Origin of the sequence: Arthrobacter sp. TB 23 (assembly GCF_000294595.1) — a bacterium.
Lineage (GTDB): Bacteria > Actinomycetota > Actinomycetes > Actinomycetales > Micrococcaceae > Arthrobacter_D.
This window is the reverse complement of record NZ_ALPM01000105.1, coordinates 18,385-41,234: the sequence shown is the minus strand read 5'-3', so window position 1 is coordinate 41,234 and position 22,850 is coordinate 18,385. Positions and strand designations below refer to the sequence as shown.

Sequence of the window (22,850 nt, the reverse complement as noted above, 5' to 3'; positions counted from 1 at the left end):
GGCTTGGCTTCTTCGATATCGTCATGGTCGATACCGAGTTGCAGCAACGTGCCGCTCTTGCGGTCGGCCAGGTAGGCCTTCATCTCGCGCTTGATGACCGGCAGCAGCATGTACACACCAAGCAGGTTCACAAAAGCACAGACGAACAGTGCGGCGTCGGCGAAGTTCAGGACCTGGGCGAAGGTCAGGACGGTGCCGACGACGGTGAAGAAGAGGAACACGCACTTGTAGATGATTTCGGACACCTTGCTGCGTCCGAAGAGGTACTCCCAGGCCTTCAGCCCGTAGTACGACCAGGTGATCAGGGTGGAGAAGGCGAACAGGGCAACAGCGATGGCCAGCACAATCGGGAACCACGAAATGACCGATGCGAAGGCATCCGAGGTGAGGATCACGCCGTCGGGAGCGCCGTCGCCGGCCTGCACCTGGTCGATTCCGGCCTGCAGGCTTGGTGCGCTGGCAATGACAATCGTGAGTGCGGTCATGGTGCAAATAACCACCGTGTCGATGAACGGTTCGAACATCGCGACGAAGCCTTCACTGACCGGACGGCGGGTCTTGACTGCCGAGTGGGCAATTGCTGCGGAGCCCAGGCCGGCCTCGTTGGAGAATGCAGCACGCTGGAAGCCGACGATCATGACACCAATGAAGCCGCCTGCCNNGCGGGGGCGAAAGCACCCTCGATGATGGAGCCGAAGGCCGCTGGGACGTTGCCGATGTTGACGACGATCACGAAGAGGCAGGCCGTGATGTAGACGGCTGCCATGGCAGGGACGAGCCGGCTGGTGGTAGCACCGATTGATTTGATGCCACCGAGGATCACTGCGCCGACAAGTGCGGCGAGGACAATACCGAAGATCAGGGCAGCGCCCGCGCTGCCGAGGAATCCGTCGTCGCCGCCGGTGACGTTCTGCACCTGGGCGAAGGTCTGGTTGGCCTGGAACATATTGCCACCAGCCACACCGAAGATGAGGATGGCGACGGCAAAGATACCCGTCAGGATCTTTGCGGGCAGTCGGCCAAACTTCTCGAAAGCGATGGGGAGGTATTTGAACGGCCCGCCGCTGACGGTGCCGTCAGGGTGGACCTCGCGGTACTTCACGCCGAGGGTACATTCAGCGAATTTAGTGGCCATACCAAGCAAACCGGCCAGGATCATCCAGAATGTTGCGCCAGGCCCACCGAGGGCCATGGCCGCGCCGACACCGGCAATGTTGCCAAGTCCGACCGTGCCGGACAGTGCTGAGGTCAGGGCCTGGAAGTGAGGGACCTCTCCCGGGTCGTCTTTTGAGGAATACCTGCCGCGGACCACTTCGTAGGACACCTTGAGGTGCCGGAACTGGACGAAGCCGAAGTAGATGGTGAAGATGATGCCCGCGGCGATCAGCCACGCGACAACTATAGGAAAGCTGACCTCCCCAATGGTGATGGGGAAGAACACGATGTTGGAGAACACCTCAGTTACGGGAGCGAAAACCGAATCGATCGCATCCTCGACCTCAGCCAGCCAGCCAATTTCATCCGCAACGCTGGTCATAGGTAGTGCTTGGTTAATTGCCATTCATCTAAACAACCGCAAAGCGTGGTGTGTTTGCAATCACAGATGCTTCGAATGGCATATTTGTCACCAAAACGTGATGTAGTTCACAGAATATCCGCAGTTTCACATGGTGGGATCTGATTTCATCCGGACAGCTGGGATAATCACTCCATGTCCAAGACCCGAGCGCAGATCGCCAAGAAGCACGGACCGGCCGCGGCTGGCATTCCCGACGCCGCTCCAACCGCGGTTCCACCACGCAGCAACGGGAACATGCTCCTGATCGCCGCGGCTGCCACGGCAGTTCTCCTGTTCGGGTACTACCATCTCCTCGCACTGGGCCAGCTGGGCCAGCTCGCCCAGGGGCTGACGATGCCCGACATGATGTTTGGTGGTTATGGCCCGGCCCACGTGGCCGATCTGCAGGCGGCCATGGACGACGACGCTCTCGGCCAGCTCAGCTACCTCCATAAGACTGCGGGAACACTGTTCCCCCTCATCTTCGGCATCGCGTGGCTTCTCCTGATCCAGTTGAATGTTGATCGCCGTTGGCTGCGTTGGCTGCTTTGGGCCCCGCCGCTGCTGTTCGCGGTGGTGGACCTGTGGGAGAACGTGGCAATAGATTCGATGCTGGCGGCCACAGCGCCCGACGACGGCCAGGTTGCCTTGGCCTCGGCGCTCACCATCGCGCGCTGGGTCCTGCTGGGGCTCTCAGCCATCGCAGGACTTCTGGCGGTCCTGCTTCCGGGCAGCGTGCGCGGCAAGCTCCCGGCGCTGCGGACCGACCCGAATGGGACAGCGCCCGAAAGCAGGTAAGCTGGTACCGCTGTACCCGCCTCTGTAGCTCAGTAGGATAGAGCGTCCCTCTCCTAAAGGGAAGGTCGTCGGTTCGATTCCGGCCAGGGGCACCACCGTCGACGGGTAGCCCGATGAATGAACCGTTTCGCCTCGGCGCCGCTGATACGCTCCTCAACTATCTGCACGGCTCCTGGGCGGTCGAGCGTTCACTGGCGGATCATTCCTCCGGTCTGACGGGCCGGTTCACCGGCGTCGCGACCTTCTCGTTCGACGACGGCGCCCTTCGCCACGGCGAGCGCGGCTCCCTCACCTGGGCAGGGTCCTCACCCACACCAGCGACCCGCGAACTGTTCTGGCGGCCGACAGTCGAACCCCAGTCAGCAGAGGTGTTCTTCCCGGACGGCCGCTTTTTCCACTGCCTCGACCTCTCCACCGGCCAGGATTCGCCCGTACATCAGTGCTCACCCGACGTCTACCGGGGAGAGTTCGTCCTGGTGGGTCGGGATCATTGGCAGTACCGGTGGCGGGTCAGCGGCCCTCAGAAGGATCTGACGTTGCTGACGCGCCTCTCCCGGACCGCCGAAACGGAATCGTTGAGAAGCAGCCGCGGGGCGTAATGTCGGCCCCTATGAGCCACCTCTTCCTCCGACGCGTCCCCCAGCTACTGGTTGGCTTGTTCTGCTACGGCTTTGCCATTGCCATGATGATCCAGGCCGGGATCGGCGTGTCACCGTGGGACGTACTCGGGCAGGGTGTCGCACTCCAGTCGGGGCTCCCCTTCGGCGTCGCCACCAACATCATTGGGCTGCTGGTGCTCCTGCTCTGGATTCCTATCCGGCAGAAGCCGGGCATCGGGACGGTACTCAACGTGGCGCTGGTGGGCCCCAGCGCAGAGGTGGGCCTGGCCATACTTCCGATGCCGACGGAACTCTGGGCGCAGATCCTGTTGTTTACCGGTGGGCTCACCCTCCTGGCGCTGGCAACCGGACTGTACATCGGTGCCCGGATGGGCCCCGGACCCCGGGACGGGTTGATGACCGGTATTCACCGGAAGTGGGGCTGGAAGATCTGGAAGGTTCGTACGCTCATCGAACTCACTGTGCTGGCCATCGGGTGGGTGCTCGGCGGCACCGTCGGCGTCGGCACCGTCGCCTTTGCCCTCTTAATAGGGCCAATGGTCAACGCAGCGCTTCCTCTGCTTCACATTCCGGACCCGCGCCCCCGTGGCGGCGCGGCAGGCACCGCCGCCCCTGCCACCTGAACCGGCGCACAGGCCTTTAGAGCCCCGGCGCCACGTTCTTCCTGACCGCGAACTGGGTGCGGTGCAGTTCCGCGTACCTGCCGCCACGCTCCAGCAGTTCGTCGTGGGTTCCGCGTTCGGCAATCTGGCCGTCCTCGATCACGAGGATCTGGTCGGCGGTGCGGATGGTCGAGAGCCGGTGGGCGATGACGACGGCGGTCCGCCCCTCCAGTGCTTCACTGAGCGCTGCCTGGACTGCCGCCTCGGAGGTGGAGTCCAGTGCGGCGGTCGCCTCGTCCAGGATGACCACCCGGGGTTGGGCCAGCAGGAGCCGGGCGATCGTCATGCGCTGGCGTTCGCCGCCGGAAAGCCGGTAGCCGCGCTCCCCCACCATGGTGTCCAGCTGATCGGGCAGTGACCTCAGCAGCGGTTCGAGCCGGGCACGCCGGACGGCGTCCCAGATCTCCTCGTCGGTCGCCCCGGGCCGTGCCAGTAGCAGATTCGATTTGATGGTCTCGTGGAAGAGGTGGCCGTCCTGGGTGACCATGCCCATGGTGTGCCGGAGCGATTCGAAGGTCACGTCCCGCACGTCGGTGCCAGCGAGGCGGACCGCGCCGCTGTCGACGTCGTACAACCGGGACAGCAACTGCGCGATCGTGGATTTGCCGGCACCCGATGTTCCCACCAGGGCGATCGTCTGGCCCGGTTCCACCCGGAAGGACACCCCGTGCAGCACCTCCTCGCCGCCCCGGGTATCCAGGGTGGAGACCTCCTCCAGTGAGGCGAGGGACACCTTGTCCGCCGAGGGGTAGGCGAACCGGACGTCGTCGAACTCCACTGAGACCGGACCGTCGGGGATACGTCCCGCGTCGGGCTTCTCCTTGATCAGCGGGTCCAGGTCGAGGACCTCGAAGACGCGCTCGAAGCTGACCAGCGCGCTCATGATTTCCACCCGGGCGTTGGCCAGGTTGGTCAGGGGTGCGTACAGGCGGGTGAGCAGCAGCGCGAGCGTGACCACCTCACCCGTGTTCAACGCACCGTTCAGGGCCAGGGCACCGCCGAGGCCGTACACCAGGGCGAGGGCGAGCGCGGAGACCAGCATCAGTGCGGTGACGAAGACCCACTGGAGCATGGCCATCCGGACGCCAATGTCGCGGACCCGTGCGGCGCGGACCGCGAATTCCTGCGACTCCTCGTCCGGGCGGCCGAACAGTTTGACCAGGGTGGCGCCGGGGGCGGAAAAGCGCTCGGTCATCTGCGTGCTCATCGCCGAGTTGTGGTCGGCTGCCTCGCGACGCAGGGCGGCGAGGCGGTTGCCCATCCGGCGGGCGGGCAACAGGAAGATCGGCAGCATGATGACGGCCAGCACGGTGACCAGGACCGACGTCGTCAGCATGACCACCAGGGTGAGGGCGAGCGCCACAATGTTGCTGACCACCCCGGAGAGGGTGCCGCTGAAGGCCTGCTGCGCGCCGATCACGTCGTTGTTGAGCCGGCTCACCAGCGCGCCCGTCCGGGTCCGGGTGAAGAAGGCGATCGGCATTTTCTGTACGTGGTCGAAAACGGTGGTGCGCAGGTCCAGGATGACTCCCTCACCGATCTTCGAGGAGAACCAGCGGGTCGCCATGGACACCACGGCGTCGGCAACCGCTACCAGCGCGATGACGACGGCCAGCCAGATGACTGTCTCAAGCCCGGTGCCGGCAATGATCTCGTTGACCACCTGGCCAGCGAGGACCGGCGTCGCGACCGCGAGGAACGCGGACACCACCGACAACGCGATGAAGAAGATCAGTTTGGTCCGGTACGGCACAGCAAATCTCAGGATGCGTTTCAGCGTTTCCTTCGAGAATTTGTTGTTGCTGTCCTTGGCGGTGGAAATCCGGTACAGGGAATTCCAGGCAGCGCCTTCCATGCTCATGTATAAGCCTCCGTTGCTCTGGTGTTCAGCTTATGCCCGCAACCCCCGGGGACGAGTCCGGAGCGGCCCAAGGTCGCACGGATCACACCGGCGACCGGAACTAATTCCGCTGAGGGCTTTGTTGCACTATGTGGCTCCGCACGTTGTGCCCGCACAACCATGCCCTGTACAACGGCAGGAGACCCCTGAACCATCCCCAGTTATTAAGGACCCGCAAAAATGTTGACCCGTCGTCTTTCAATTCTTGGCGCAGCCACCGCTCTCACCCTGGGCCTGGCGGCCTGCGGCGGCGGAGAAACCACCGGGGAGCCAGCTGACGGCAGCGCCTCTGCGGGACCCACCACGCTGCAGGAAATCCAGGATGCCGGCGTCATCACCGTCGGCACCGAGGGAACCTACCGTCCCTTCAGTTTCCATGAGGGCGGCGCGGGCGATCTGACCGGGTTCGACGTCGAAGTCATCACCGCCGTCGCCGAGGAACTCGGGGTCGAGGCGGAGTTCGAGGAAACCCAGTGGGACGCCATCTTCGCCGGACTGGATGCCGGCCGGTTCGACGTCATCGCCAACCAGGTGTCAATTACCGATCAGCGCCTGGAAACCTATGACTTCTCCGATCCTTACACGGTCAGCACCGGTGTGATCGTCACCAGCGCCGACAACACCGAGATCACCTCCTTCGAGGACCTTGAGGGTAAGACCACCGCCCAGTCGCTGACCAGCAACTGGCACGAACTGGCGCAGGAAAGCGGTGCCGAAATTGAGGCAGTCGAAGGGTGGGCGCAGTCAGTCGCACTCCTGGAACAGGGGCGGGTGGACGCCACGATCAACGACACGCTGACCTACCTGGACTACCAGCAGACCAACCCCACCGACGCGATCAAGATCGCCGCTGAAACCGATGAGGAATCCCTGAGTGCCTTCGCCTTCACCAAGGGCAGCGACGACCTGATTGCCGCAGTCGACGAGGCCCTCGCCAGTCTGCGTGCAGACGGTACGCTTGCCGAGATCTCGGAGAAGTACTTCGGCTCCGACGTCACCGAATAGCACCGGCTAGCCACACGGAGGAACACCATCGACTGGACACTGTTCTGGGATTCGCTCTGGCCTCTGGTCCTGGGCGGGCTGACGGGCACCATCCCGCTGTCCCTGTCGTCGTTTGTCCTCGGCCTGCTCCTGGCGCTCGTGATCGCTTTGATGCGGTTGAGCAGCAACCGGTTCGCGTCAGGAGCGGCCCGGGTGTACGTCTCGATCATCAGGGGCACTCCCCTGCTGGTGCAGCTGTTCGTCATTTTCTATGGGCTGCCCTCGATCGGGCTGGTGATTGATCCCTGGCCCAGCGCCATCATCGCGTTCTCCCTGAACGTGGCGGGCTACGCGGCGGAGATCATCCGTGCGGCGATCCTGTCCGTCCCCAAGGGCCAATGGGAGGCCGGGCACACCATTGGCATGTCCCGCACCCGGACCCTGCGCCGGATTATCCTGCCGCAGGCCGCCCGTGTGTCGGTACCACCCCTATCCAACACGTTCATCAGCCTGGTGAAGGACACTTCCCTGGCATCACTGATCCTGGTGACCGAGCTGTTCCGCCAGGCGCAGGAGATCGCAGCGTTCAGCCAGCAATTCATGATGTTGTATCTGGAGGCCGCGCTGGTCTACTGGGTGTTCTGCCTCGTTCTCTCCAGCGGGCAGTCCTATCTGGAGAAGAGGTTGGATCGTTATGTCGCACACTGAGCCCGCTGCCGGCCGCTCCGGTGAGCCGGGAAACCTGCTGACCGTGACCGGACTCAGTAAATCGTTCGGCGACAACGTGGTGCTGAAGTCGATCGACCTGGCGGTCCGGCCCGGTCAGGTCACTGCCCTGATCGGGCCGTCCGGCTCCGGTAAAACCACAGTGCTCCGCTGCCTCAACGGGCTCGAGACGCCCGACGGCGGAACAGTCTCGGTCGCGGGTGGACCATCGGTGGATTTCGGCGGGCAGGTCAAAGCCAGGGACCTGTCGGCGTTGCGCGACCAGAGCGCCATGGTCTTCCAGCACTACAACCTGTTTCCCCACATGACCGTCCTTCAGAACGTCATCGAAGGACCCATGCAGGTCAAGAAAACCCGCAGGGCCGACGCCGTCCGGGACGCCGAGGCGCTGCTCGCCCGGGTGGGACTGGCCGACAAGAAGGACCAGTACCCGTTTGAACTGTCGGGCGGGCAGCAGCAGCGGGTCGGTATTGTGCGGGCCCTGGCCCTGAAACCGGCGCTGCTGCTCTTTGATGAACCCACCTCGGCGCTCGACCCGGAGCTCGTGGGTGAAGTCCTGGGTGTCATCAAGGAACTAGCCGACGAGCAATGGACCATGGTGATCGTTACCCATGAGCTGGCCTTCGCCCGCGAAGTTGCCGATGAAGTGGTCTTCATGGACGGCGGCGTGGTGATCGAACGCGGCCACCCCGACACCGTGCTGCGGGCGCCCAAAGCGGAGCGGACCAAACGGTTCGTCCAGCGCCTCCTCCACCCGTTCTGACCCGTTCTGCGACTTTTTGGAGATTTCCCATGACCCAGCACACCCCTGACCGGACTCACCTCCAGCAGTGGCGCAGCTTCCGTGAGCAGCGCGACGGCTCCCTCGCCGTCGGCCATGGCTGGCTGACCCTGACGTCCCTGCAGTGGCTACCAACTGAGCCGACGGCATTGGAACTGGTGCCCGGCCTCTGGAGTGCAGGGCTGCCCGGTTCCGCCGAGGGCGCCACCCTGACCGCCCAGGTCGCTGACGGCCTGACCCTCGCAAGCACCGGGGCGCCAGTCAGTGGAACGATCACCCAGCTCCTCGACGACGGCGATTCCCTTAACTGGGTGCGCTATCAGGACACAGTGGTGGAACTCGCGGTCCGCGGCAACCGCTACGTGGTGCGGACCCGCGACAACACGGCCCCCACATTCACCGGGTTCGACGGCGTGCCCGTCTTCGAGTACGACTCCTTCGCGGTGGCCGAGGGCCGCTACACTGCCTTTCCGGCGGCGCGTGAGATACCGATCCGGACCGCCCATCCCGAGGTCGACGACGTCGCCCAGGCGACCGGAACGGTTTCCTTTGTCATCGGTGGCGATGAACATACCCTGATGGCCGAACAGCAGCGGGACGGCTCCCTGAAAGTGGCGTTCCATGATGCGACGAACAAGGACACCACTGCCGGGTGGCGTTTCCTTGTCACCGACCGGGTGTCACCTGACGGTCGGGTCCAGCTCGACTTCAACCGTGCGTTGAACTACCCGAGCGCGTTCACCCCGTATGGCACCTGCCCGCGGCCGATCGACGGTAACCGCATCGGCGTCCCGGTGGAAGCCGGCGAACGCATTCCCGGCTAGCATCGTCGTCGTGCCCGCTTGGCCCGTTTCGGTGAGGAACCTGGACATCCGTGGGCAACTTTCGCTGTATGTCAGCCTTGGGTGAGACACTTTGGTGCTCACCGCTACGGCGCCACCACACCGAGCTCACGGCGCACCATGGGCAGCACCTCGGTGCCGAGCAGTTCAATCGACTCGAGTACCTGCGCCTGCGGCACGGAGGACCAGTCGAGCTGCAGAATGTGGCGGTCGTGCTGCATCTGTGAGTGGGCCAGCACAATCTTCTCCGCCACTTCCTCGGGGTTCCCCACGAAGATCGCCCCGGTGCGTGCCGCCTGCATGTTGTAGGTGACCTCGCTCGGCATCGGGAAGCCCCGCTCCGATGAAATCCGCTTCATCGTGTCCAGCCAGTACGGCTTGAAGACGGCTGGGGCGTCCTTCCTCAACACCAGCCCGACGCCGCTCAGGCCCACCTTCAGGGTCGAGGGGTCATGGCCCGCCCGGGCAGCTGTCTCGCGATAGAGCTGCGCGTGCTGGGCGAAGTTCCCCACGGCTCCGCCAAGCAAGGCGAAGATCACGGGTGTGCCCAGGCGTGCAGCCCGCACTGACGACGCCGGTGTGCCGCCGGTAGCGATCCAGATGTCGAGGTGCCCTGAGGTGGGCCGCGGCAGGATCAACGCATCATCCAAGGCGGCACGGAACTTGCCGGTCCAGGTAATGCGTTCAGCGGCGTCGAGCTGCAGCAGCAGCCGGATTTTCTCCTCATAGAGCTCTTCGTAGTCCCCGAGTTCCGCCCCGAACAGCGGATAGGACTCGATGAAGGACCCCCGCCCGGCCGTGAGCTCAGCCCGGCCTCCGGAGAGGAGGTCGAGGGTCGCGAACTGCTGGTACACCCGCACCGGGTCCTCGGTGCTCAGGACTGTGACCGCCGAGCCGAGGTGGATCCTGGTGGTCTGCGCGGCGGCCGCGGCGAGCACGGGCACCACCGACGACACGGCGTAGTCCGGGCGGTGGTGTTCACCGATGCCGAAATAGTCCAGTCCCACCTGGTCGGCGAGCCGGGCCCGCTCCAGCAGGTCCGCCATCCGCTGCTGCGGCGAAACCCGCTCTCCCGTCACCGGGTTGGGGTGGATGTCCCCGAAACTGTAGATACCGAGTTCCATGCGCGAGGCCCCTGACGTCGGTGGTGGCTAGGCTGCGATCCGCTGCGGGTGCGTGTAGCAGTTCAGTGAGGTGCCGCGGCTGAAGCCCACCAGGGTGATGCCGGTTTCCTCGGCGAGGTCGGCAGCCAACGACGACGGCGCGCTGACGGCCGACAGCACGGGGATCCCCGCAAGCTGCGCCTTCTGCACCAGCTCGAAGGAGGCCCGCCCGGACACCTGGAGGATGGTTCCCTTCAGGGGGAGCATTCCCTCCCGCAGCGCCCAGCCCACCACCTTATCGACCGCGTTGTGCCGGCCCACGTCCTCACGAAGGCATAACAATTCGCCGTCGCGGGTGAACAGCCCCGCAGCGTGCACGCCACCGGTCGAGTCGAACAGCTTTTGTGATTCACGCAACCGGTCGGGCAGCCCGGCGAGCGCCGGGAGCGTGACCTGGGCGTCGTCGTCGTGCACGTCAAAACGGGACGACTTGCGCACCGCATCGATCGAGGCTGTACCGCAGATTCCACAGGAACTGGACGTGTACACATGGCGTTCCATCGTGGTGTCCGGAAGTACCACATCGGGTCTGAGCTGGGATTCGACCACGTTGAAGGTCTGCTGACCGGCGTCGTCCACTCCTGCACAGTAGCGGAGACTGACCAGCTGCCCGGGCTCCCAGACGATGCCCTCAGAGACCAGGAATCCTGCCACCAGGTCAAAGTCGTCGCCGGGTGTGCGCATGGTCACCGAAAAAGACTTTGCTCCCAAGCGGATCTCCAGCGGTTCCTCACCGGCGAGAATATCCTCGCGCCGGCTGATGCCATTTTCGGTTGCGCCGAGGCGGAACCGGGTGATCTGGCGGCGCTGACTGACGCGCTTCTTCAATTTGCACTCCTACCGTTGTCCTAGGATGAGACTAGTGGACTTCTGACCCTAGGATGTGATGGCTATGGCGACTCGTGCGCCCAAAGATGGAATCAACGAAGCCGAAATTGAGGTCGGTAAGCCCAAGAGAAAAGCGGTGGGACTTCCCGCCGTTCTGAACTCCCTGAAGATTTCCCTGGACCAGATGGGTCCGGTGCGCAGCGCGCAGACGCTGCTGGCAGTGAACCAGGTAAAGGGTTTCGACTGCATGGGCTGCGCCTGGCCCGAGGGTGACAAACGGCACACCGCCGAGTTCTGCGAAAACGGCGCCAAGGCTGTCGCCGAAGAAGCGACGCGCCGCATCGTGACGCCGTCGTTCTTCGAGAAGCACTCGGTTGCCGAGCTCAACGAGCGCGATGAGTACTGGCTGGGCCAGCAGGGCCGCATCACCCATCCCATGCTCCTGGAAGAGGGTGGCACCCATTACCGTCCGGTGAGCTGGGATCAGGCCTACGACATCATCGTCGAAGAGCTGGCGGCACTGGACAGTCCCGACGAAGCGGTCTTCTACACCTCCGGCCGTACCTCCAACGAGGCGGCATTCCTGTACCAGTTGATGGTGCGTGGTATCGGCACCAACAACCTGCCGGACTGCTCGAACATGTGCCACGAGTCCTCGGGCTCCGCGCTGACCCAGACCATCGGCATCGGTAAGGGGACGGTGTCCCTCGAAGACGTCGACAAGGCCCCGCTGATCCTGGTCGCGGGCCAGAACCCGGGCACCAACCACCCCCGCATGCTGACGTCGCTGGAAAAGGCGAAGAAGAACGGCGGGCAGATCGTCGCGATCAACCCGCTGCCCGAGGCTGGGCTGCTGCGCTTCGAAAATCCGCAGAAGATCTCCGGCATCCTCGGCACCAGGTTCGGCGGCGGCACCCAGCTCTCCGACGATTTCCTCCAGATCCGCCTCGGCGGCGACCAGGCCCTGTTCCAGGGTCTCGGCAAGTACCTGCTGGAGCAGGAGGAGAAGACCGGGACGGTTTTCGACCACGAGTTCATCAAGGAACACACCACTGGCCTGGAAGAGTACCTGCAGGAACTGCGTGACGTGTCCTGGGACGAGATCGTCGAGGCCAGCGGAATCGCCAAGTCTCAGATCACCTCGGTCGGCGATCGGATGATCGCGTCCCCCGGCACCGTGGTGTGCTGGGCGATGGGTCTGACCCAGCACAAGCACTCGGTGAAGACACTGCGCGACGTCGTCAACGTCCTCCTGTTGCAGGGCAATATCGGGAAGCCTGGAGCGGGCGTCTGCCCGGTCCGGGGACACTCAAACGTGCAGGGCGACCGCACCATGGGCATCTTCGAGCGCATGCCCGACGGTTTCCACGACAGTCTGGACTCGCACTTCAACTTCGCGTCGCCGCGTAAGCACGGCGTCGATGTTGTTGCGGCGATCCGTTCCATGCGCGACGGCGGCGCGAAGGTCTTCATGGCGATGGGAGGCAACTTTGTGCGCGCCACTCCGGACTCCGATGTGACCGACAAGGCGCTCCGCAACACGCGCCTGACCGTACAGGTGTCGACGAAGATGAACCGTTCGCACCTGATCACCGGCCGTCGTGCCTTGATTCTGCCGGCCCTGGGCCGGACGGATCGGGACACCCAGGCCACCGGCGACCAGCGGGTGACGGTCGAAGACTCGATGAGTGCGGTGCATGCCTCGCGTGGACGGCTTCGTCCCCCGGGACCGGATGTGCGCTCGGAGATCTCGATCGTGTGTGAGCTCGGTGACCGGTTGTTCGCTCGCCCGGAGAGCCCGTTCCGCGACAACGCCCCGCAGATCGACTGGGTTGCGGCGCAGGCCGACTACTCGGTCATCCGTAACCACATTGAGGCGGTCATCCCTGGCTTCGAGGATTACAACACCCGGATTGAAACGGGTGGGTTCGTCCTGCCGAATGGTCCCCGTGACGGCCGGAAGTTCACCACTCCGTCCGGCAAGGCGGTCTTCACCGGCAACGCCCTCGAGTACCCGAAGATCCCCGAGGGGCGGCTGCTGCTGCAGACCCTACGGTCGCACGATCAGTACAACACGACGATCTACGGCAAGGATGACCGGTACCGCGGCATCCACGGCGGACGACGTGTGGTGCTGGTGCATGCGGACGATCTGGCAGCTGCTGGGATCGCCGAAGGAGAAATGGTGAACCTGGTCTCGCAGTTCTCCGATGGCGTTGAGCGCCGGGCCGAGAACTTCCGGGCGGTCACCTACGCCACCCCGCGGGGCTGCGCGGCCGCCTACTACCCCGAGACCAACGTGCTGGTGCCGTTGGATTCCACGGCTGACGTCAGTGGGACACCGACGTCCAAGTCGGTCATCATCCGGCTTGAGAAGATCGCCTGAGCTGAACCGCTCTGAGCCTAAAACACCGGCGCCCCCATTCAGCTGAATGAGGGCGCCGGTGTTTTATCAGGTGGAGTTTTAGCTGATCCACGGCAGGCGCAGCGCTGGCAACCTGTCTCCCGCAACGCAGCCGTCAGCCGGCACCACCATGACCCCGGCCGCGGAGGCGAGGCCTCTCAGCATGCCGGAGCGCTGGTGAGTAGCCGCGACGGCCCGGCCGGATTCCAGCCGGTAGGGCACCACCCGGCTCCGACCGGGAAGTTCATCGAATGCTTCCCCGACGGTAACTTCGTCGGTTTCGGGGAACGGCGCTCCGCGCAGGCCTGCCAGCAGCGGGCCCACCACGGTAAACATGGCCATCATCGCGGCCAGGGGATTGCCGGGGAGACCTACCAGGAACCGGCCGTCCTGCAGTCGGGCCAGCAGCGTGGGGTGGCCGGGCCGCATCGCGATGCCGTCAATGATGAACTCTGCCTCGAGCGTCTCCAACGCGCGCCTGATGTGGTCAGCCGAGGAACTGCCCGTCCCGCCGGTGGTGATGAGGACGTCACCGGAGGCGCGAGCGAGGGAGAGTTCATCGAGCGCTTCGGCGCTGATGGCGGCGACGACGTCGTCGAGGTCATCCTTGGCACGGCCCGAGGTGTCGACGTGCCCACCCATCATCTGGACCAGACCGGGAAGCTGGGGACCAAACGTGTCACGGACCTGCCCCGGCTCGGGGAGCCCGGCTTCGATGACCTCGTCGCCGGTCAGCAGCAAGGACACCCGCGGTGCCCTCAGCACTGGAAGGTTGTCGTAGCCACAGACCGCGGCCAGGGCAATCTGGGCCGGGTTCAGGGTGACGTTCGCGGGAATGGTCTCGCTGCCCTGAGGGGCCTCCTCGCCGGCCGGTCGGATGTGTTCCTGGGGCCTCGGCTCGTCCGGCCGGGCCCGCTCGTTGCGGTCCAGGGAATCACCGCGGACGGCGCCGTGCTCCATCCGGAGGATCCCGGTGGTCCCCTCCGGTACCACGCCGCCGGTCAGGATGAATGTCGCCTCACCGGGAACCAGCGGTCCCGCACCCGAATCCTGGTGCGGGGCAGGACGCGACCAGGGGTGCTCTTCCTTTGGTGCATGACTAACCAGTTGCCACGGTGGATTGCCGTTGACTGCCCAACCGTCCATGGCCGACGACGCGTAGTGCGGGATGGCCTGTAAAGCCGTGACCGGCTCAGCCAGTGTTTGTCCAAGCGCTTCGGAGAGCGGGACTGTCTGGTTGGCCATTGGCGTTCCGGCGTCGTAGGCGACGCGTCGCGCCTGCTCCCAGTCGAGGTTCCGGCCGGTGGAGTTGTCGGTGGCAGTATCACTCACTGGGGATTCACTCATGGGGGATTCGCTCACTGGGCCTCCGCCGTTGGTGGGGTGGCCGCGTCTTCGGTGGGACACTGGCGACGGGCAGCCTCAATCGCTGACTCCATGGCTACCGCCTCGGTAGCCTGCTGGCTGGCCACGGCGAGGCCAGCGGCATAGCCAGCAATGAAGGTGGTCAGCGGCGCTGCCGGGCGCACTATTGAATGGGCTGCGTCCCCCGCGAGGGAAAGGATGGCATCGATATCGATGGTGGTGCCCTGAAGCTCGAAGGCCTCAATGAGTTGGGCACTCCATTCCTGAAGGATCTGATCCTGTTTTTTCATCGCTGCTCCTGAATCTAGGTCGGTGCTGTGCCTGAGACACCGAGGGATTGAGCGTCAGCCCAGGTGTCGACGTCGGCGGTACTGCCCGGCCGAACGTCAATTGCTCTCCATTGCACCCTAGCAAGGAGTGCCTTCATCGATAGATTCTGGGCCCCTCCGGAGGCGTGGATCTCCTGCACCGCTAACCGCAGGTCAGCAAAACGGTAGAGGGCGGCCAGCGGCTGGTCCCGGCCGCCGTCGTGCGCCATCGCCGAGGAATCCGGACGATCGACCGCCGCTTTCAGAAGCGAAGGAATCGCCTCCGCGATGCGCGGCATGTCGCACGCCAGCACCAGCAGCCACGGTGTCGAGTCGTCCTGTAAATGGTCGACGGCGGCAGCCAGCGCCGCGGCCGGCCCGCCGAACGGTGGCGACTCGCGGACAAACTCGCGCGACACCGGTCGAGCCCGGAAGGTTGCGCCTTCGACGTCGTCTGGCCCGACGACGACGATCCGTCGTGCAGCTGCCGCGGCCTGACAGGTCAGGTCAAGCAGGCTTTGCCCCTTGTGCTCGAGATGGGCCTTGGGTGTACCTCCCAGGCGTGAGGATCTGCCACCCGAGAGCACTACGGCATTGAAGGCAACGGGTACCTGAGCGCTCAAGCGGCGCTCTCCGACCGGAGGAAGGCGCTCCACTGCGGGGCTGGCTTCTCGATCTCACGGAAGTGGTGGGATGGACCTCGGGGCGGTTGTGGGGTGACCCCCAGCTGCCACCCCAGAGAGGCGAGCGTCTTGTCACCCTTGTCGTTGTTGCACCTGAGGCAGCAGGCTACGAGGTTTTCCCAGCTGGAGTCCCCGCCGCGGGAGCGTGGATACACGTGATCGATGGTGGAGGCGCTTTTGCCGCAGTAGGCGCACAGATGGTTGTCGCGGCGCAGCACACCCCTGCGGGTGACCACAAGACTTTGCCGGTAGGGGATTTTCACGTACCGGTTCAGCAGGATGACCGAGGGGCGCCCGAGAATCTCATTGGGTCCGATGACCGGTTCCTCCCCTTCCGCGACGACGCTGGCTTTGCCGGCCAGCACAAGGACCAGCGCCCGGCGGAAGGTCACTACCGCCAGCGGCTCATATCCAGCATTCAGAACGAGAGTGCGCATGCACATTCCTCTTTGCCGATCAGGCCTCTACCCCTATCGCCGGGGTCGCAGGCCGAAATCCTGACTCCTTTTGAGTAAGGGTAGTTCGGCTGACGCTCGGTTAGCTAATTTTGATGGAGCTGGTCCACGCGTGTCGTCGCGGACCGATCGCCTTGACAGTCCGGGCGGCTGCCAGACGCACAAAAAGACCCGGAGGAAATTCCTCCGGGTCTTTTGTCGTCATGCGGGGTGTTCCTAGCCGCCGACGCGGATGAAGACTGGGCCCGAACCAAGGTCGGCTGGAGCGACCACAGTCTGGTTGCCGTTGAACCCACCGTGGACTGCCTGGCCGCCACCGATGTACACAGCGATGTGGGCCACTCCGGCTCCGCCATCTGTGTAGTAGATGAGGTCACCTGGGATGGCTTCGCCGGCGCTGACCGTGCGTCCGAGGGACAGGTACCCGGCTGGCCAGCCGTGGAAGTTGATCCCTGCTGCTGCCAGGGCGTTGCTCACCAGACGGGTGCAGTCCTGGGTGACTCCCAGCTGAGCCTGTGCTGCGGCCGCGATTGTTGCTGCCTTCCCTGAGGATGCGGCTGGGGCTTTCTGCGCGACGGGGGCCTCGGCTGCCGGAGCGGCCTGTGCTGGAGTGGTCCGGACGGGCGCTTCCGGCTCGACGTTCACTGCAGGTGTTACGGTAACCGGCTCTACGGTTTCGGGCTCAGCGGCCGGGGCCACGGCCGGAGCCTCTTCGATCTCCACAACGGTCTCAGCCTGAACAGTGACTGCTGGGGCTTCGACGACTGCTGGGGCTGCTACGGCTTTGACCGGGGTGCGGTTGAACGCAATGTCGGCGTCTGCGGGAGCTTCGACGGCGGCTGGAGCGGCCTGGATCTCCAGCGCGGAGGTCAGGGTGGTCCGTTCGGCTGATTCGAGGGAGAGCTCAGCAGCGTTGGCCGATACCCCACCGGTCAGGACAAGGCCTGATGCTGCGGCGATTACAGCTGCCTGACGGCCCATGCCGCCAGCGTTCTCGGTTACTGCTTTGGCCAGAGCCGAGAAGTTGGTGTTGTGGCGCTTATCGGCACGGTGACGTGCAATAGCTGTGCGAGTTGTCATTTTTGCGTTCTCCAGGGTTCGGTGTGGTCTTAGCTAACGCGGACGAAGCTAGCGCCGGGGAGGTCGGAAAGGGAATGGAGGTCGGTGTTCATGCCGTTCAGGCCACCGCTGATGACTTGGCCGTTTCCGACGTAGATGGCTACGTGGCCGGCGGTGATTACCAGGTCGCCCGCCGCTGGAGAGCCAACAACTGATCCGAAGGCGAAGAAATCGCCAGGCGCAATGTCGCCAACGGACTTGCCGACGGAGCGAAGTGCCTTCTCAACCATGGCGGTGCAGTCCTGCCCGACACCGATCTGGGAGTAGGCGGATCCGACCAGACCAGCGGCGATGTTACCGGAAGGGGCAGCCTTGGGGGCTGGCTTTTCGGCTGCGGGCGTCTGGGCTGGCGCAGCTGGTGCGACTACTGCTTCTGCTGCGGGCGCCTCAACTGGCGCTGCCTCGACTGGCGCTGCTTCCTGCACGGCGGGCTCTGCCACCATTTCGGCTACCGGCTCAGCGGCGGCTGTTATTGGCTCGATGACGTCGGCCTGCACCTCGACGACTGGAGCAGCTACGGCGGCGGGCGTCGCCGACACGGCTGCACGCTCGAAGGTGATCTCGGCGGTGGCGGGAGCGCTTACGGCGTCAGCCGTAGCAGCAATCGAGATCAGGGGGGTGGAGAGCTGAACGACACGCTCGGACTCACCGAACCCGTGGGCTGGCAGTCCGGCGGTCAGGACGAGCCCTGACGCTGCGACGATGACTGCTGCCTGGCGGCCGACGGAACCAGCGTTCGAGGAGACGGCGCTTGAGATGGCTGTCAGGGGGCTGGTGTGCGTACGGGCGGCCCTGTGGCGGCCCAGAGAAGAGCTAGTTGACACGTTCGATTGCCTCTCCCAATTGCCTGCGAGGTGAGCTGTCGGATTCGGATGGGAGTCACCCGGCCCTCTGATTCCCAGTGGAATCAGACGACTTAACCCCAAGGATTTCTTGCGAAATCCACTAATTGGTTCCCCCGCCTCTGCCATGCGAATTGTGCGAACGGAACCTCAGGCAGTGGCAGAGCTAGGCGATCTGCTCGAGGGTGCCAAACCTATTAGAATTTGGCACGAGATTGACGGTACATGAGATTGACCGCAATGTCACATTCCGGTCACGAAACGGTGTGTCCTTGGTTACAGCCAGCCCATGGGGTCCACGGCCTGACCGTCAACCATCACTTCAAAATGCAGGTGGCAGCCGGTGGATGCACCGGTACTACCGCTCTGGGCGACAACCTCACCGCGGTCCACTGACTGCCCCTCCTGGACACTGCTGGACGAGAGATGGTTGTACGTGGATTCGAGCCCGTTGCCGTGATCGATGACCACGCGGTTTCCACCGCCATAGGGGTGCCAGCTGGCAAAGGTGACAGTGCCGGACGCTGCCGCGAACACTTCAGTGCCGCACGAGCTGCTGAAGTCCTGACCTGAGTGGAGTTCCCCACCCAAACCGGTAATCGGGCTGACCCGGTAACCGAACGGGGACGTGACAATCAGCTTGTCCATGGGAGCTGACAGGGAGCCGCGGGCCGCTGCAGGTACAGCCGCTGAGTCTGCAGCGGTCATGATCTCGCTGAGCTTGGCGTCTGCGTCAAAGGTGCTCTGCAATGCGGTGCGGCTGAAGTCGACCAGCGCCGCGTCGGGAACGCTGATTTCCCGGGGCGCAACAGTCGCCTGCACGGTGGGCGCAACGGCTACGGCGGCCGCATTGTCGTCCTGCGGGGCCGTCCCCGCGGTGGTGGGTAGCGTAACGGTCAGCACCAGCCCGGACGCGGCTGCGGCGATGGCGAATTTTTGGCTCATCCCGGTGAGCGAAAAGTCGCCCCTGACCCGGGTTGCTCGTCGTCGTCGTTCGAGTCGTTGCGCGTCCCGAGGACGCACGGCAGGTACTGGGGCGCCGGCACGGCGGCGTCCCGAAGCATGGTGCTTCGACAAAGGGTCCCTTTCGTATATGCCTGCGAAGTTAGCTGTCGGATTCGAGTTCGGGAAGAAACTCGGCCCTGACCGGTCCGCCGAAGCAGCACCGCGTCCGGACTTCACCCCAAGGCGGCTTATCAGCCGCCGTCTGATGGGTCCTCCGCCCCTGTCACGGGTCTCAGCATCCAAATCCGCTGACAGGGTTAGGCGTGCGGTTTGGATAACGCTGATGTATCAACGTCAGCTTTCCATCATCCACGACCAGAAGCAAAAGAGATACGTTCGTTATCTTTTCCTGTGGATAACTTGCGGCAATATTGTGCCGTGGAGGGTTAGAGAGCCGGCCCGGCGACCGACACGAACACGTGTGCGGCGACCTCCGGCGGGAGCTCCAGCGCGCCCTCGATACCCTCGACCCTGACCGACACATAGTCGCCGGCCGCCTGCACGCCGATGACCGTTCCGGGCCGCAACCCACCCTCATCGAGTTGGGAGAGCAGTTCCGGGTCCACCTGAATGGGCTCGGCCAGCCGGACAAGGGTAATCACTGACCCCTGAGGATTGGCGCCGATCACCGACAGGAGGCTGCGGACACCGTCGGTGAAGCCCTGGGTTGGCGGGCCGCCCAGGGCCTCAAGCCCCGGAATAGGGTTGCCGTATGGAGACTCGGTGGGCTTTCCCAGCAGCTCGTACAACCGCTGTTCAACCCGCTCGCTCATCACGTGCTCCCAGCGGCAGGCCTCTTCGTGGACATAAGCCCAATCCAGGCCAATCACGTCGGAGAGGAGACGTTCGGCGAGGCGGTGCTTGCGCATCACCCCGATGGCGCGACGGCGGCCAAGGTCAGTGAATTCGAGGTGGCGATCGCCCGAGACGATCACCAGCCCGTCGCGCTCCATCCGGCCGATGGTCTGGGAGACGGTAGGACCGGAATGGCGGAGCCGTTCAGCGATCCGGGCGCGGAGGGCAACAATGTTTTCCTCCTCCAGTTCCAGGATGGTCCGCAGATACATCTCAGTGGTATCGATGAGGTCCGTCATGCGGTTCAGCTCCTAGGCACTGGTGCGGGATGGAACAGCGGGCAGCTTTCGCGGTGGGAGCGCGGCACATATCGCCAGCGCCGAACACAAGTTCTACGCTCACCAAGGTTAACCCATTTACCAGAGGCCGCGGCAATCAGCGGCAACCGGGTGCCCGGTCGGGGCATGTTCACAAATGCCGCCAGGGCCGGGTAGTGCGGCAGAATGTATCCCGTCTTGTGTCGCACGCTTACCCCCTTGGAGAGACCATGAGCATTTCCCCGGACCAATTGATCCCCGCTGGCCTCCTTCCCGCCGACGGGCGTTTCGGAGCCGGCCCGTCGAAGGTGCGCGACGAGCAGATGGAGGCCCTCGCGCAGGCCGGACGGACCCTGCTTGGCACGTCCCACCGTCAGGCGCCGGTGCGCAACCTTGTCGGTTCGGTCCGGGAAGGCCTGAGCCAGCTGTTCAACGCGCCGGCCGGCTACGAGGTGGTGCTGGGCGTTGGTGGGTCAACAGCGTTCTGGGATGTTGCATCCTTCGGGCTGGTGCAGGACAAGGCCCAGCACCTGTCGTTCGGGGAATTCGGGGCGAAGTTCGCTTCCGCCACCAACAAGGCGCCCTTCCTCCAGGCGTCCTCGGTGATCACCTCGGCCCCGGGGACGCGCCCCACCCCTGCAGCGGAAACAGGCGTGGACGTCTACGCCTGGCCGCAGAACGAGACCTCCACCGGTGTGGCAGCACCGGTGCACCGGGTCGACGGCGCCGCACCGGATGCCTTGGTCCTCATCGACGCGACGTCGGCCGCCGGCGGCCTGGACGTGGATGTCAGTGGGTCCGACGTCTACTACTTCGCGCCCCAGAAAAACTTCGCGTCCGACGGCGGCCTGTGGCTTGGCCTGTTCTCGCCGGCCGCGCTGGAGCGCGCAGCCCGGATCGCGGCGACCGACCGTTGGATCCCTGATTTCCTGAACCTCCAGACGGCCATCGACAACTCTTTACTCAACCAGACCTACAACACCCCGTCCCTGGCCACCCTGGTGACTCTCAACGCCCAGGTCGAATGGTTGAACCAGAGCGGCGGTCTCGAGTTCGCTGCGGCCCGCACCGCGGAGTCCGCGGGGCGGGTCTACCAGTGGGCGGAAGCGTCCGACGTCGCCACCCCCTTCGTCACGCGCGCCGAGGACCGCTCCAATGTCATTACGACCATCGACTTCGACGACTCCGTTGACGCTGCGTCACTCGCGAAGGTGTTGCGTGCCAACGGCATTGTCGACGTCGAGCCGTACCGGAAGTTGGGCCGGAACCAGCTGCGCATCGCGACGTTCGTCTCGATTGAACCGGACGATATTTCAGCCCTGCTGGCCTGCATCGACTTCGTGATCGGCGGACGCTAGCCCTCCGCCGCCCCCTAAGATCCCAAAAGCCTGTGGCTGGCAGGGATCTTAGGGATCGGTGAGAGGTTTCCCGAAGTCAGTTTCAATCCGCAGCCGACGCCGTGGGGCCGGATCGTAGCGAAGCCGTAGATGGTGGGCCCGCCAGGCCCAGATCATTCCAGCCAGCGCCGCAATGATGCCGGCCGCTGCGGCGACGGCGAGGCTCCACCGTGGACCAAAAGTGTTGGAGACCAGGCCGACGATTGGTGCGCCGAGCGGTGTGCCGCCGAGGAAAATGGCGAAATACAGCGCCATGACCCTGCCGCGCATCACCTGCTCGGTGGTGGTCTGGACGTACGCATTGGCACTGGTCATGAGTGTCAGCGCGAACAGGCCCACCGGGATCAGGGTGAGACCGAACAGCCAGACCGTGGGGGCCAGCGCTGCTGCGGCACAGGCGACCCCGAAAGCTGCTGCCGCCCCGTAAATGAACCGGAGCCTCGGTTTGCTGCGGCGGGCCGNCCGAGAGCAGAGCGCCCGCTACCGAGCCGACGGCCATCACCGATGACAGCACGCCGAACACTCCGGCGCCACTGTTGAACTCGGTGCGTGCCATCGCCGCGATGTAGACGGCAAAGTTGAGTCCAAAGGTGCCGACGATGAAGATCGCGAGCATCACCATCATCAGGTCGGGCCGGTTACGCACATATCTGAAGCCCTCCCGAATCCGGCCCTTGCCCGGCGGAGACTTCTCCAGGACTCGCAACTCGGACCGTCTGATGGTCATCAGCACAAAGATCATGGCGCCGAACGTGAGCGCGTTGATCATAAATACCCAGCCGGGGCCCACCGCCACGGTGAGCAGACCCGCCACCGCTGGGCCAACCATCCGCGCACCGTTGAAAGAGGCGCTATTCAAAGCGACTGCGTTGGGGAGATAGTCGTCCCTGACCAATTCGGAGACGAATGTCTGCCGTGCTGGCGCGTCGACCGCGGAAACGAATCCGAGGGCGAGGGCAAAGGCGTACACATGCCAGAGTTCGGCCGCCCCGAGCACCACCATCAGCCCGAGTCCGACGCCGAGTGCCGCCATCGAGAGCTGGGTGATAATCAGTAGTTTCCGCCGGTCCACCGAGTCTGCGATCAGACCTGCCCAGGGGGCGACGAGCAGTTGGGGGCCGAGCTGGAGCGCCATGACAATGCCCATGGCTGCTGCATCCTGATCGGTGAGGATGTCATACACCAGCCAGTCCTGGGCGGTGCGTTGCATCCAGGTGCCGATGTTGGAGACCAGTGCTCCGAAAAACCAGACCCGGTAGTTATGGATATGCAGCGAGCGGAACATCCCCATCAGGTGA

Annotated in this window: 20 protein-coding genes, 1 tRNA gene, 2 pseudogenes and 2 riboswitches; of the genes and pseudogenes, 10 read left to right on the top strand and 13 right to left on the bottom strand. The window is 64.4% G+C overall.

Annotated features, from left to right (window positions below; all coding sequences use genetic code 11):
• Window positions 1–1,537: pseudogene (locus B384_RS19120) on the bottom strand (alanine/glycine:cation symporter family protein); the annotation flags it as partial.
• 174 nt (window positions 1,538–1,711) lie between these two features.
• Here B384_RS19120 and B384_RS0114620 point away from each other — a divergent pair.
• From B384_RS0114620 to yczE, 4 genes are all read left to right on the top strand, one after another.
• Window positions 1,712–2,356, top strand: a complete 645-nt coding sequence (locus B384_RS0114620; protein ID WP_019483849.1) for a hypothetical protein — start codon at window positions 1,712–1,714, stop codon at window positions 2,354–2,356.
• Window positions 2,357–2,374: 18 nt separating this feature from the next.
• Window positions 2,375–2,451: transfer RNA gene (locus tag B384_RS0114615), tRNA-Arg, on the top strand.
• An 18-nt stretch (window positions 2,452–2,469) separates the two neighbouring features.
• Complete coding sequence (locus B384_RS19115; RefSeq protein WP_019483848.1) at window positions 2,470–2,955, top strand: DUF6314 family protein; 486 nt, start codon at window positions 2,470–2,472, stop codon at window positions 2,953–2,955.
• Window positions 2,956–2,966: 11 nt separating this feature from the next.
• A complete protein-coding gene (gene yczE, locus B384_RS0114605; protein ID WP_019483847.1) occupies window positions 2,967–3,599 on the top strand; it encodes a membrane protein YczE in 633 nt (210 codons plus the stop codon).
• Between the two features lie 16 nt (window positions 3,600–3,615).
• Here the strand turns inward: yczE and B384_RS0114600 are convergent, their stop codons facing one another.
• Entirely contained in the window at window positions 3,616–5,499 is a 1,884-nt protein-coding gene (locus tag B384_RS0114600; protein ID WP_019483846.1) for an ABC transporter ATP-binding protein, read from the bottom strand.
• Window positions 5,500–5,718: 219 nt separating this feature from the next.
• On the opposite strand from B384_RS0114600, the gene B384_RS0114595 reads away from it, so the two are divergent.
• From B384_RS0114595 to B384_RS0114580, 4 genes are read left to right on the top strand one after another with little or no spacing between them, the layout of a single operon-like run.
• Entirely contained in the window at window positions 5,719–6,543 is an 825-nt protein-coding gene (locus B384_RS0114595) for an amino acid ABC transporter substrate-binding protein (RefSeq protein ID WP_019483845.1), read from the top strand.
• 27 nt (window positions 6,544–6,570) lie between these two features.
• Window positions 6,571–7,230 (top strand): amino acid ABC transporter permease, encoded by a 660-nt coding sequence (locus B384_RS0114590; protein WP_024476481.1) that lies wholly within the window; start codon window positions 6,571–6,573, stop codon window positions 7,228–7,230.
• Window positions 7,217–8,011, top strand: coding sequence for an amino acid ABC transporter ATP-binding protein (locus B384_RS0114585; RefSeq protein WP_019483843.1), 795 nt, complete (start codon window positions 7,217–7,219; stop codon window positions 8,009–8,011). Before B384_RS0114590 ends, B384_RS0114585 begins: the two co-directional genes overlap by 14 nt.
• Before the next feature lie 29 nt (window positions 8,012–8,040).
• Window positions 8,041–8,853 (top strand): DUF1684 domain-containing protein, encoded by an 813-nt coding sequence (locus B384_RS0114580; protein WP_019483842.1) that lies wholly within the window; start codon window positions 8,041–8,043, stop codon window positions 8,851–8,853.
• Window positions 8,854–8,957: 104 nt separating this feature from the next.
• On the opposite strand, the gene B384_RS0114575 is transcribed toward B384_RS0114580, so the two are convergent.
• Both B384_RS0114575 and fdhD read right to left on the bottom strand, forming a co-directional pair.
• Complete coding sequence (locus B384_RS0114575) at window positions 8,958–9,995, bottom strand: LLM class flavin-dependent oxidoreductase (protein ID WP_019483841.1); 1,038 nt, start codon at window positions 9,993–9,995, stop codon at window positions 8,958–8,960.
• Between the two features lie 27 nt (window positions 9,996–10,022).
• A complete protein-coding gene (gene fdhD, locus B384_RS0114570; protein WP_019483840.1) occupies window positions 10,023–10,862 on the bottom strand; it encodes a formate dehydrogenase accessory sulfurtransferase FdhD in 840 nt (279 codons plus the stop codon).
• Window positions 10,863–10,926: 64 nt separating this feature from the next.
• Between fdhD and B384_RS0114565 the strand changes: the two genes are divergently transcribed.
• Window positions 10,927–13,248, top strand: a complete 2,322-nt coding sequence (locus B384_RS0114565) for an FdhF/YdeP family oxidoreductase (RefSeq protein ID WP_019483839.1) — start codon at window positions 10,927–10,929, stop codon at window positions 13,246–13,248.
• A 78-nt stretch (window positions 13,249–13,326) separates the two neighbouring features.
• Here the strand turns inward: B384_RS0114565 and B384_RS19110 are convergent, their stop codons facing one another.
• The 8 genes from B384_RS19110 to B384_RS0114525 form a co-directional block, all read right to left on the bottom strand.
• Window positions 13,327–14,613 carry a molybdopterin molybdotransferase MoeA gene (locus B384_RS19110; protein WP_156809121.1) on the bottom strand — a complete coding sequence of 429 codons (1,287 nt, stop codon included), beginning with the start codon at window positions 14,611–14,613 and terminating at the stop codon, window positions 13,327–13,329.
• Window positions 14,614–14,624: 11 nt separating this feature from the next.
• A complete protein-coding gene (locus tag B384_RS0114555; RefSeq protein WP_019483837.1) occupies window positions 14,625–14,921 on the bottom strand; it encodes a DUF6457 domain-containing protein in 297 nt (98 codons plus the stop codon).
• A gap of 14 nt (window positions 14,922–14,935) precedes the next feature.
• A complete protein-coding gene (gene mobA / locus B384_RS0114550; RefSeq protein ID WP_019483836.1) occupies window positions 14,936–15,562 on the bottom strand; it encodes a molybdenum cofactor guanylyltransferase in 627 nt (208 codons plus the stop codon).
• Window positions 15,559–16,059, bottom strand: a complete 501-nt coding sequence (locus B384_RS0114545; RefSeq protein WP_019483835.1) for an HNH endonuclease — start codon at window positions 16,057–16,059, stop codon at window positions 15,559–15,561. The genes mobA and B384_RS0114545 overlap by 4 nt, the downstream gene beginning before the upstream one ends.
• Window positions 16,060–16,293: 234 nt before the next feature.
• Entirely contained in the window at window positions 16,294–17,157 is an 864-nt protein-coding gene (locus B384_RS0114540) for an NlpC/P60 family protein (protein WP_019483834.1), read from the bottom strand.
• A gap of 29 nt (window positions 17,158–17,186) precedes the next feature.
• The gene (locus B384_RS0114535) at window positions 17,187–18,020 is read right to left on the bottom strand and encodes an NlpC/P60 family protein (RefSeq protein WP_019483833.1); all 834 of its coding nucleotides are present in this window, start codon (window positions 18,018–18,020) and stop codon (window positions 17,187–17,189) included.
• Window positions 18,021–18,025: 5 nt separating this feature from the next.
• A riboswitch (cyclic di-AMP (ydaO/yuaA leader) is annotated at window positions 18,026–18,189 on the bottom strand.
• A 125-nt stretch (window positions 18,190–18,314) separates the two neighbouring features.
• Entirely contained in the window at window positions 18,315–18,983 is a 669-nt protein-coding gene (locus B384_RS0114530) for a M23 family metallopeptidase (protein ID WP_019483832.1), read from the bottom strand.
• 134 nt (window positions 18,984–19,117) lie between these two features.
• A riboswitch (cyclic di-AMP (ydaO/yuaA leader) is annotated at window positions 19,118–19,291 on the bottom strand.
• A gap of 138 nt (window positions 19,292–19,429) precedes the next feature.
• On the bottom strand, window positions 19,430–20,137 hold the full coding sequence (locus B384_RS0114525; protein WP_019483831.1) for a metal-dependent transcriptional regulator: 708 nt from the start codon (window positions 20,135–20,137) through the stop codon (window positions 19,430–19,432).
• 248 nt (window positions 20,138–20,385) lie between these two features.
• Between B384_RS0114525 and serC the strand changes: the two genes are divergently transcribed.
• On the top strand, window positions 20,386–21,513 hold the full coding sequence (serC, locus tag B384_RS0114520) for a phosphoserine transaminase (protein ID WP_019483830.1): 1,128 nt from the start codon (window positions 20,386–20,388) through the stop codon (window positions 21,511–21,513).
• A gap of 48 nt (window positions 21,514–21,561) precedes the next feature.
• Here the strand turns inward: serC and B384_RS19105 are convergent.
• A pseudogene (locus tag B384_RS19105) lies at window positions 21,562–22,843 on the bottom strand (MFS transporter).
• Between the last annotated feature and the right edge of the window lie 7 nt (window positions 22,844–22,850).

Bases quoted from the DNA above. Each gene is read 5' to 3' on its own strand.
- B384_RS0114620 (WP_019483849.1), top strand. From the start codon at position 1,712: ATGTCCAAGACCCGAGCGCAGATCGCCAAGAAGCACGGACCGGCCGCG.
- B384_RS19115 (WP_019483848.1), top strand. From the start codon at position 2,470: ATGAATGAACCGTTTCGCCTCGGCGCCGCTGATACGCTCCTCAACTAT.
- yczE (WP_019483847.1), top strand. From the start codon at position 2,967: ATGAGCCACCTCTTCCTCCGACGCGTCCCCCAGCTACTGGTTGGCTTG.
- B384_RS0114600 (WP_019483846.1), bottom strand. From the start codon at position 5,499: ATGAGCATGGAAGGCGCTGCCTGGAATTCCCTGTACCGGATTTCCACC.
- B384_RS0114595 (WP_019483845.1), top strand. From the start codon at position 5,719: ATGTTGACCCGTCGTCTTTCAATTCTTGGCGCAGCCACCGCTCTCACC.
- B384_RS0114585 (WP_019483843.1), top strand. From the start codon at position 7,217: ATGTCGCACACTGAGCCCGCTGCCGGCCGCTCCGGTGAGCCGGGAAAC.
- B384_RS0114580 (WP_019483842.1), top strand. From the start codon at position 8,041: ATGACCCAGCACACCCCTGACCGGACTCACCTCCAGCAGTGGCGCAGC.
- B384_RS0114575 (WP_019483841.1), bottom strand. From the start codon at position 9,995: ATGGAACTCGGTATCTACAGTTTCGGGGACATCCACCCCAACCCGGTG.
- B384_RS0114565 (WP_019483839.1), top strand. From the start codon at position 10,927: ATGGCGACTCGTGCGCCCAAAGATGGAATCAACGAAGCCGAAATTGAG.
- B384_RS19110 (WP_156809121.1), bottom strand. From the start codon at position 14,613: ATGAGTGAATCCCCAGTGAGTGATACTGCCACCGACAACTCCACCGGC.
- B384_RS0114555 (WP_019483837.1), bottom strand. From the start codon at position 14,921: ATGAAAAAACAGGATCAGATCCTTCAGGAATGGAGTGCCCAACTCATT.
- B384_RS0114545 (WP_019483835.1), bottom strand. From the start codon at position 16,059: ATGCGCACTCTCGTTCTGAATGCTGGATATGAGCCGCTGGCGGTAGTG.
- B384_RS0114540 (WP_019483834.1), bottom strand. From the start codon at position 17,157: ATGACAACTCGCACAGCTATTGCACGTCACCGTGCCGATAAGCGCCAC.
- B384_RS0114530 (WP_019483832.1), bottom strand. From the start codon at position 18,983: ATGAGCCAAAAATTCGCCATCGCCGCAGCCGCGTCCGGGCTGGTGCTG.
- B384_RS0114525 (WP_019483831.1), bottom strand. From the start codon at position 20,137: ATGACGGACCTCATCGATACCACTGAGATGTATCTGCGGACCATCCTG.
- serC (WP_019483830.1), top strand. From the start codon at position 20,386: ATGAGCATTTCCCCGGACCAATTGATCCCCGCTGGCCTCCTTCCCGCC.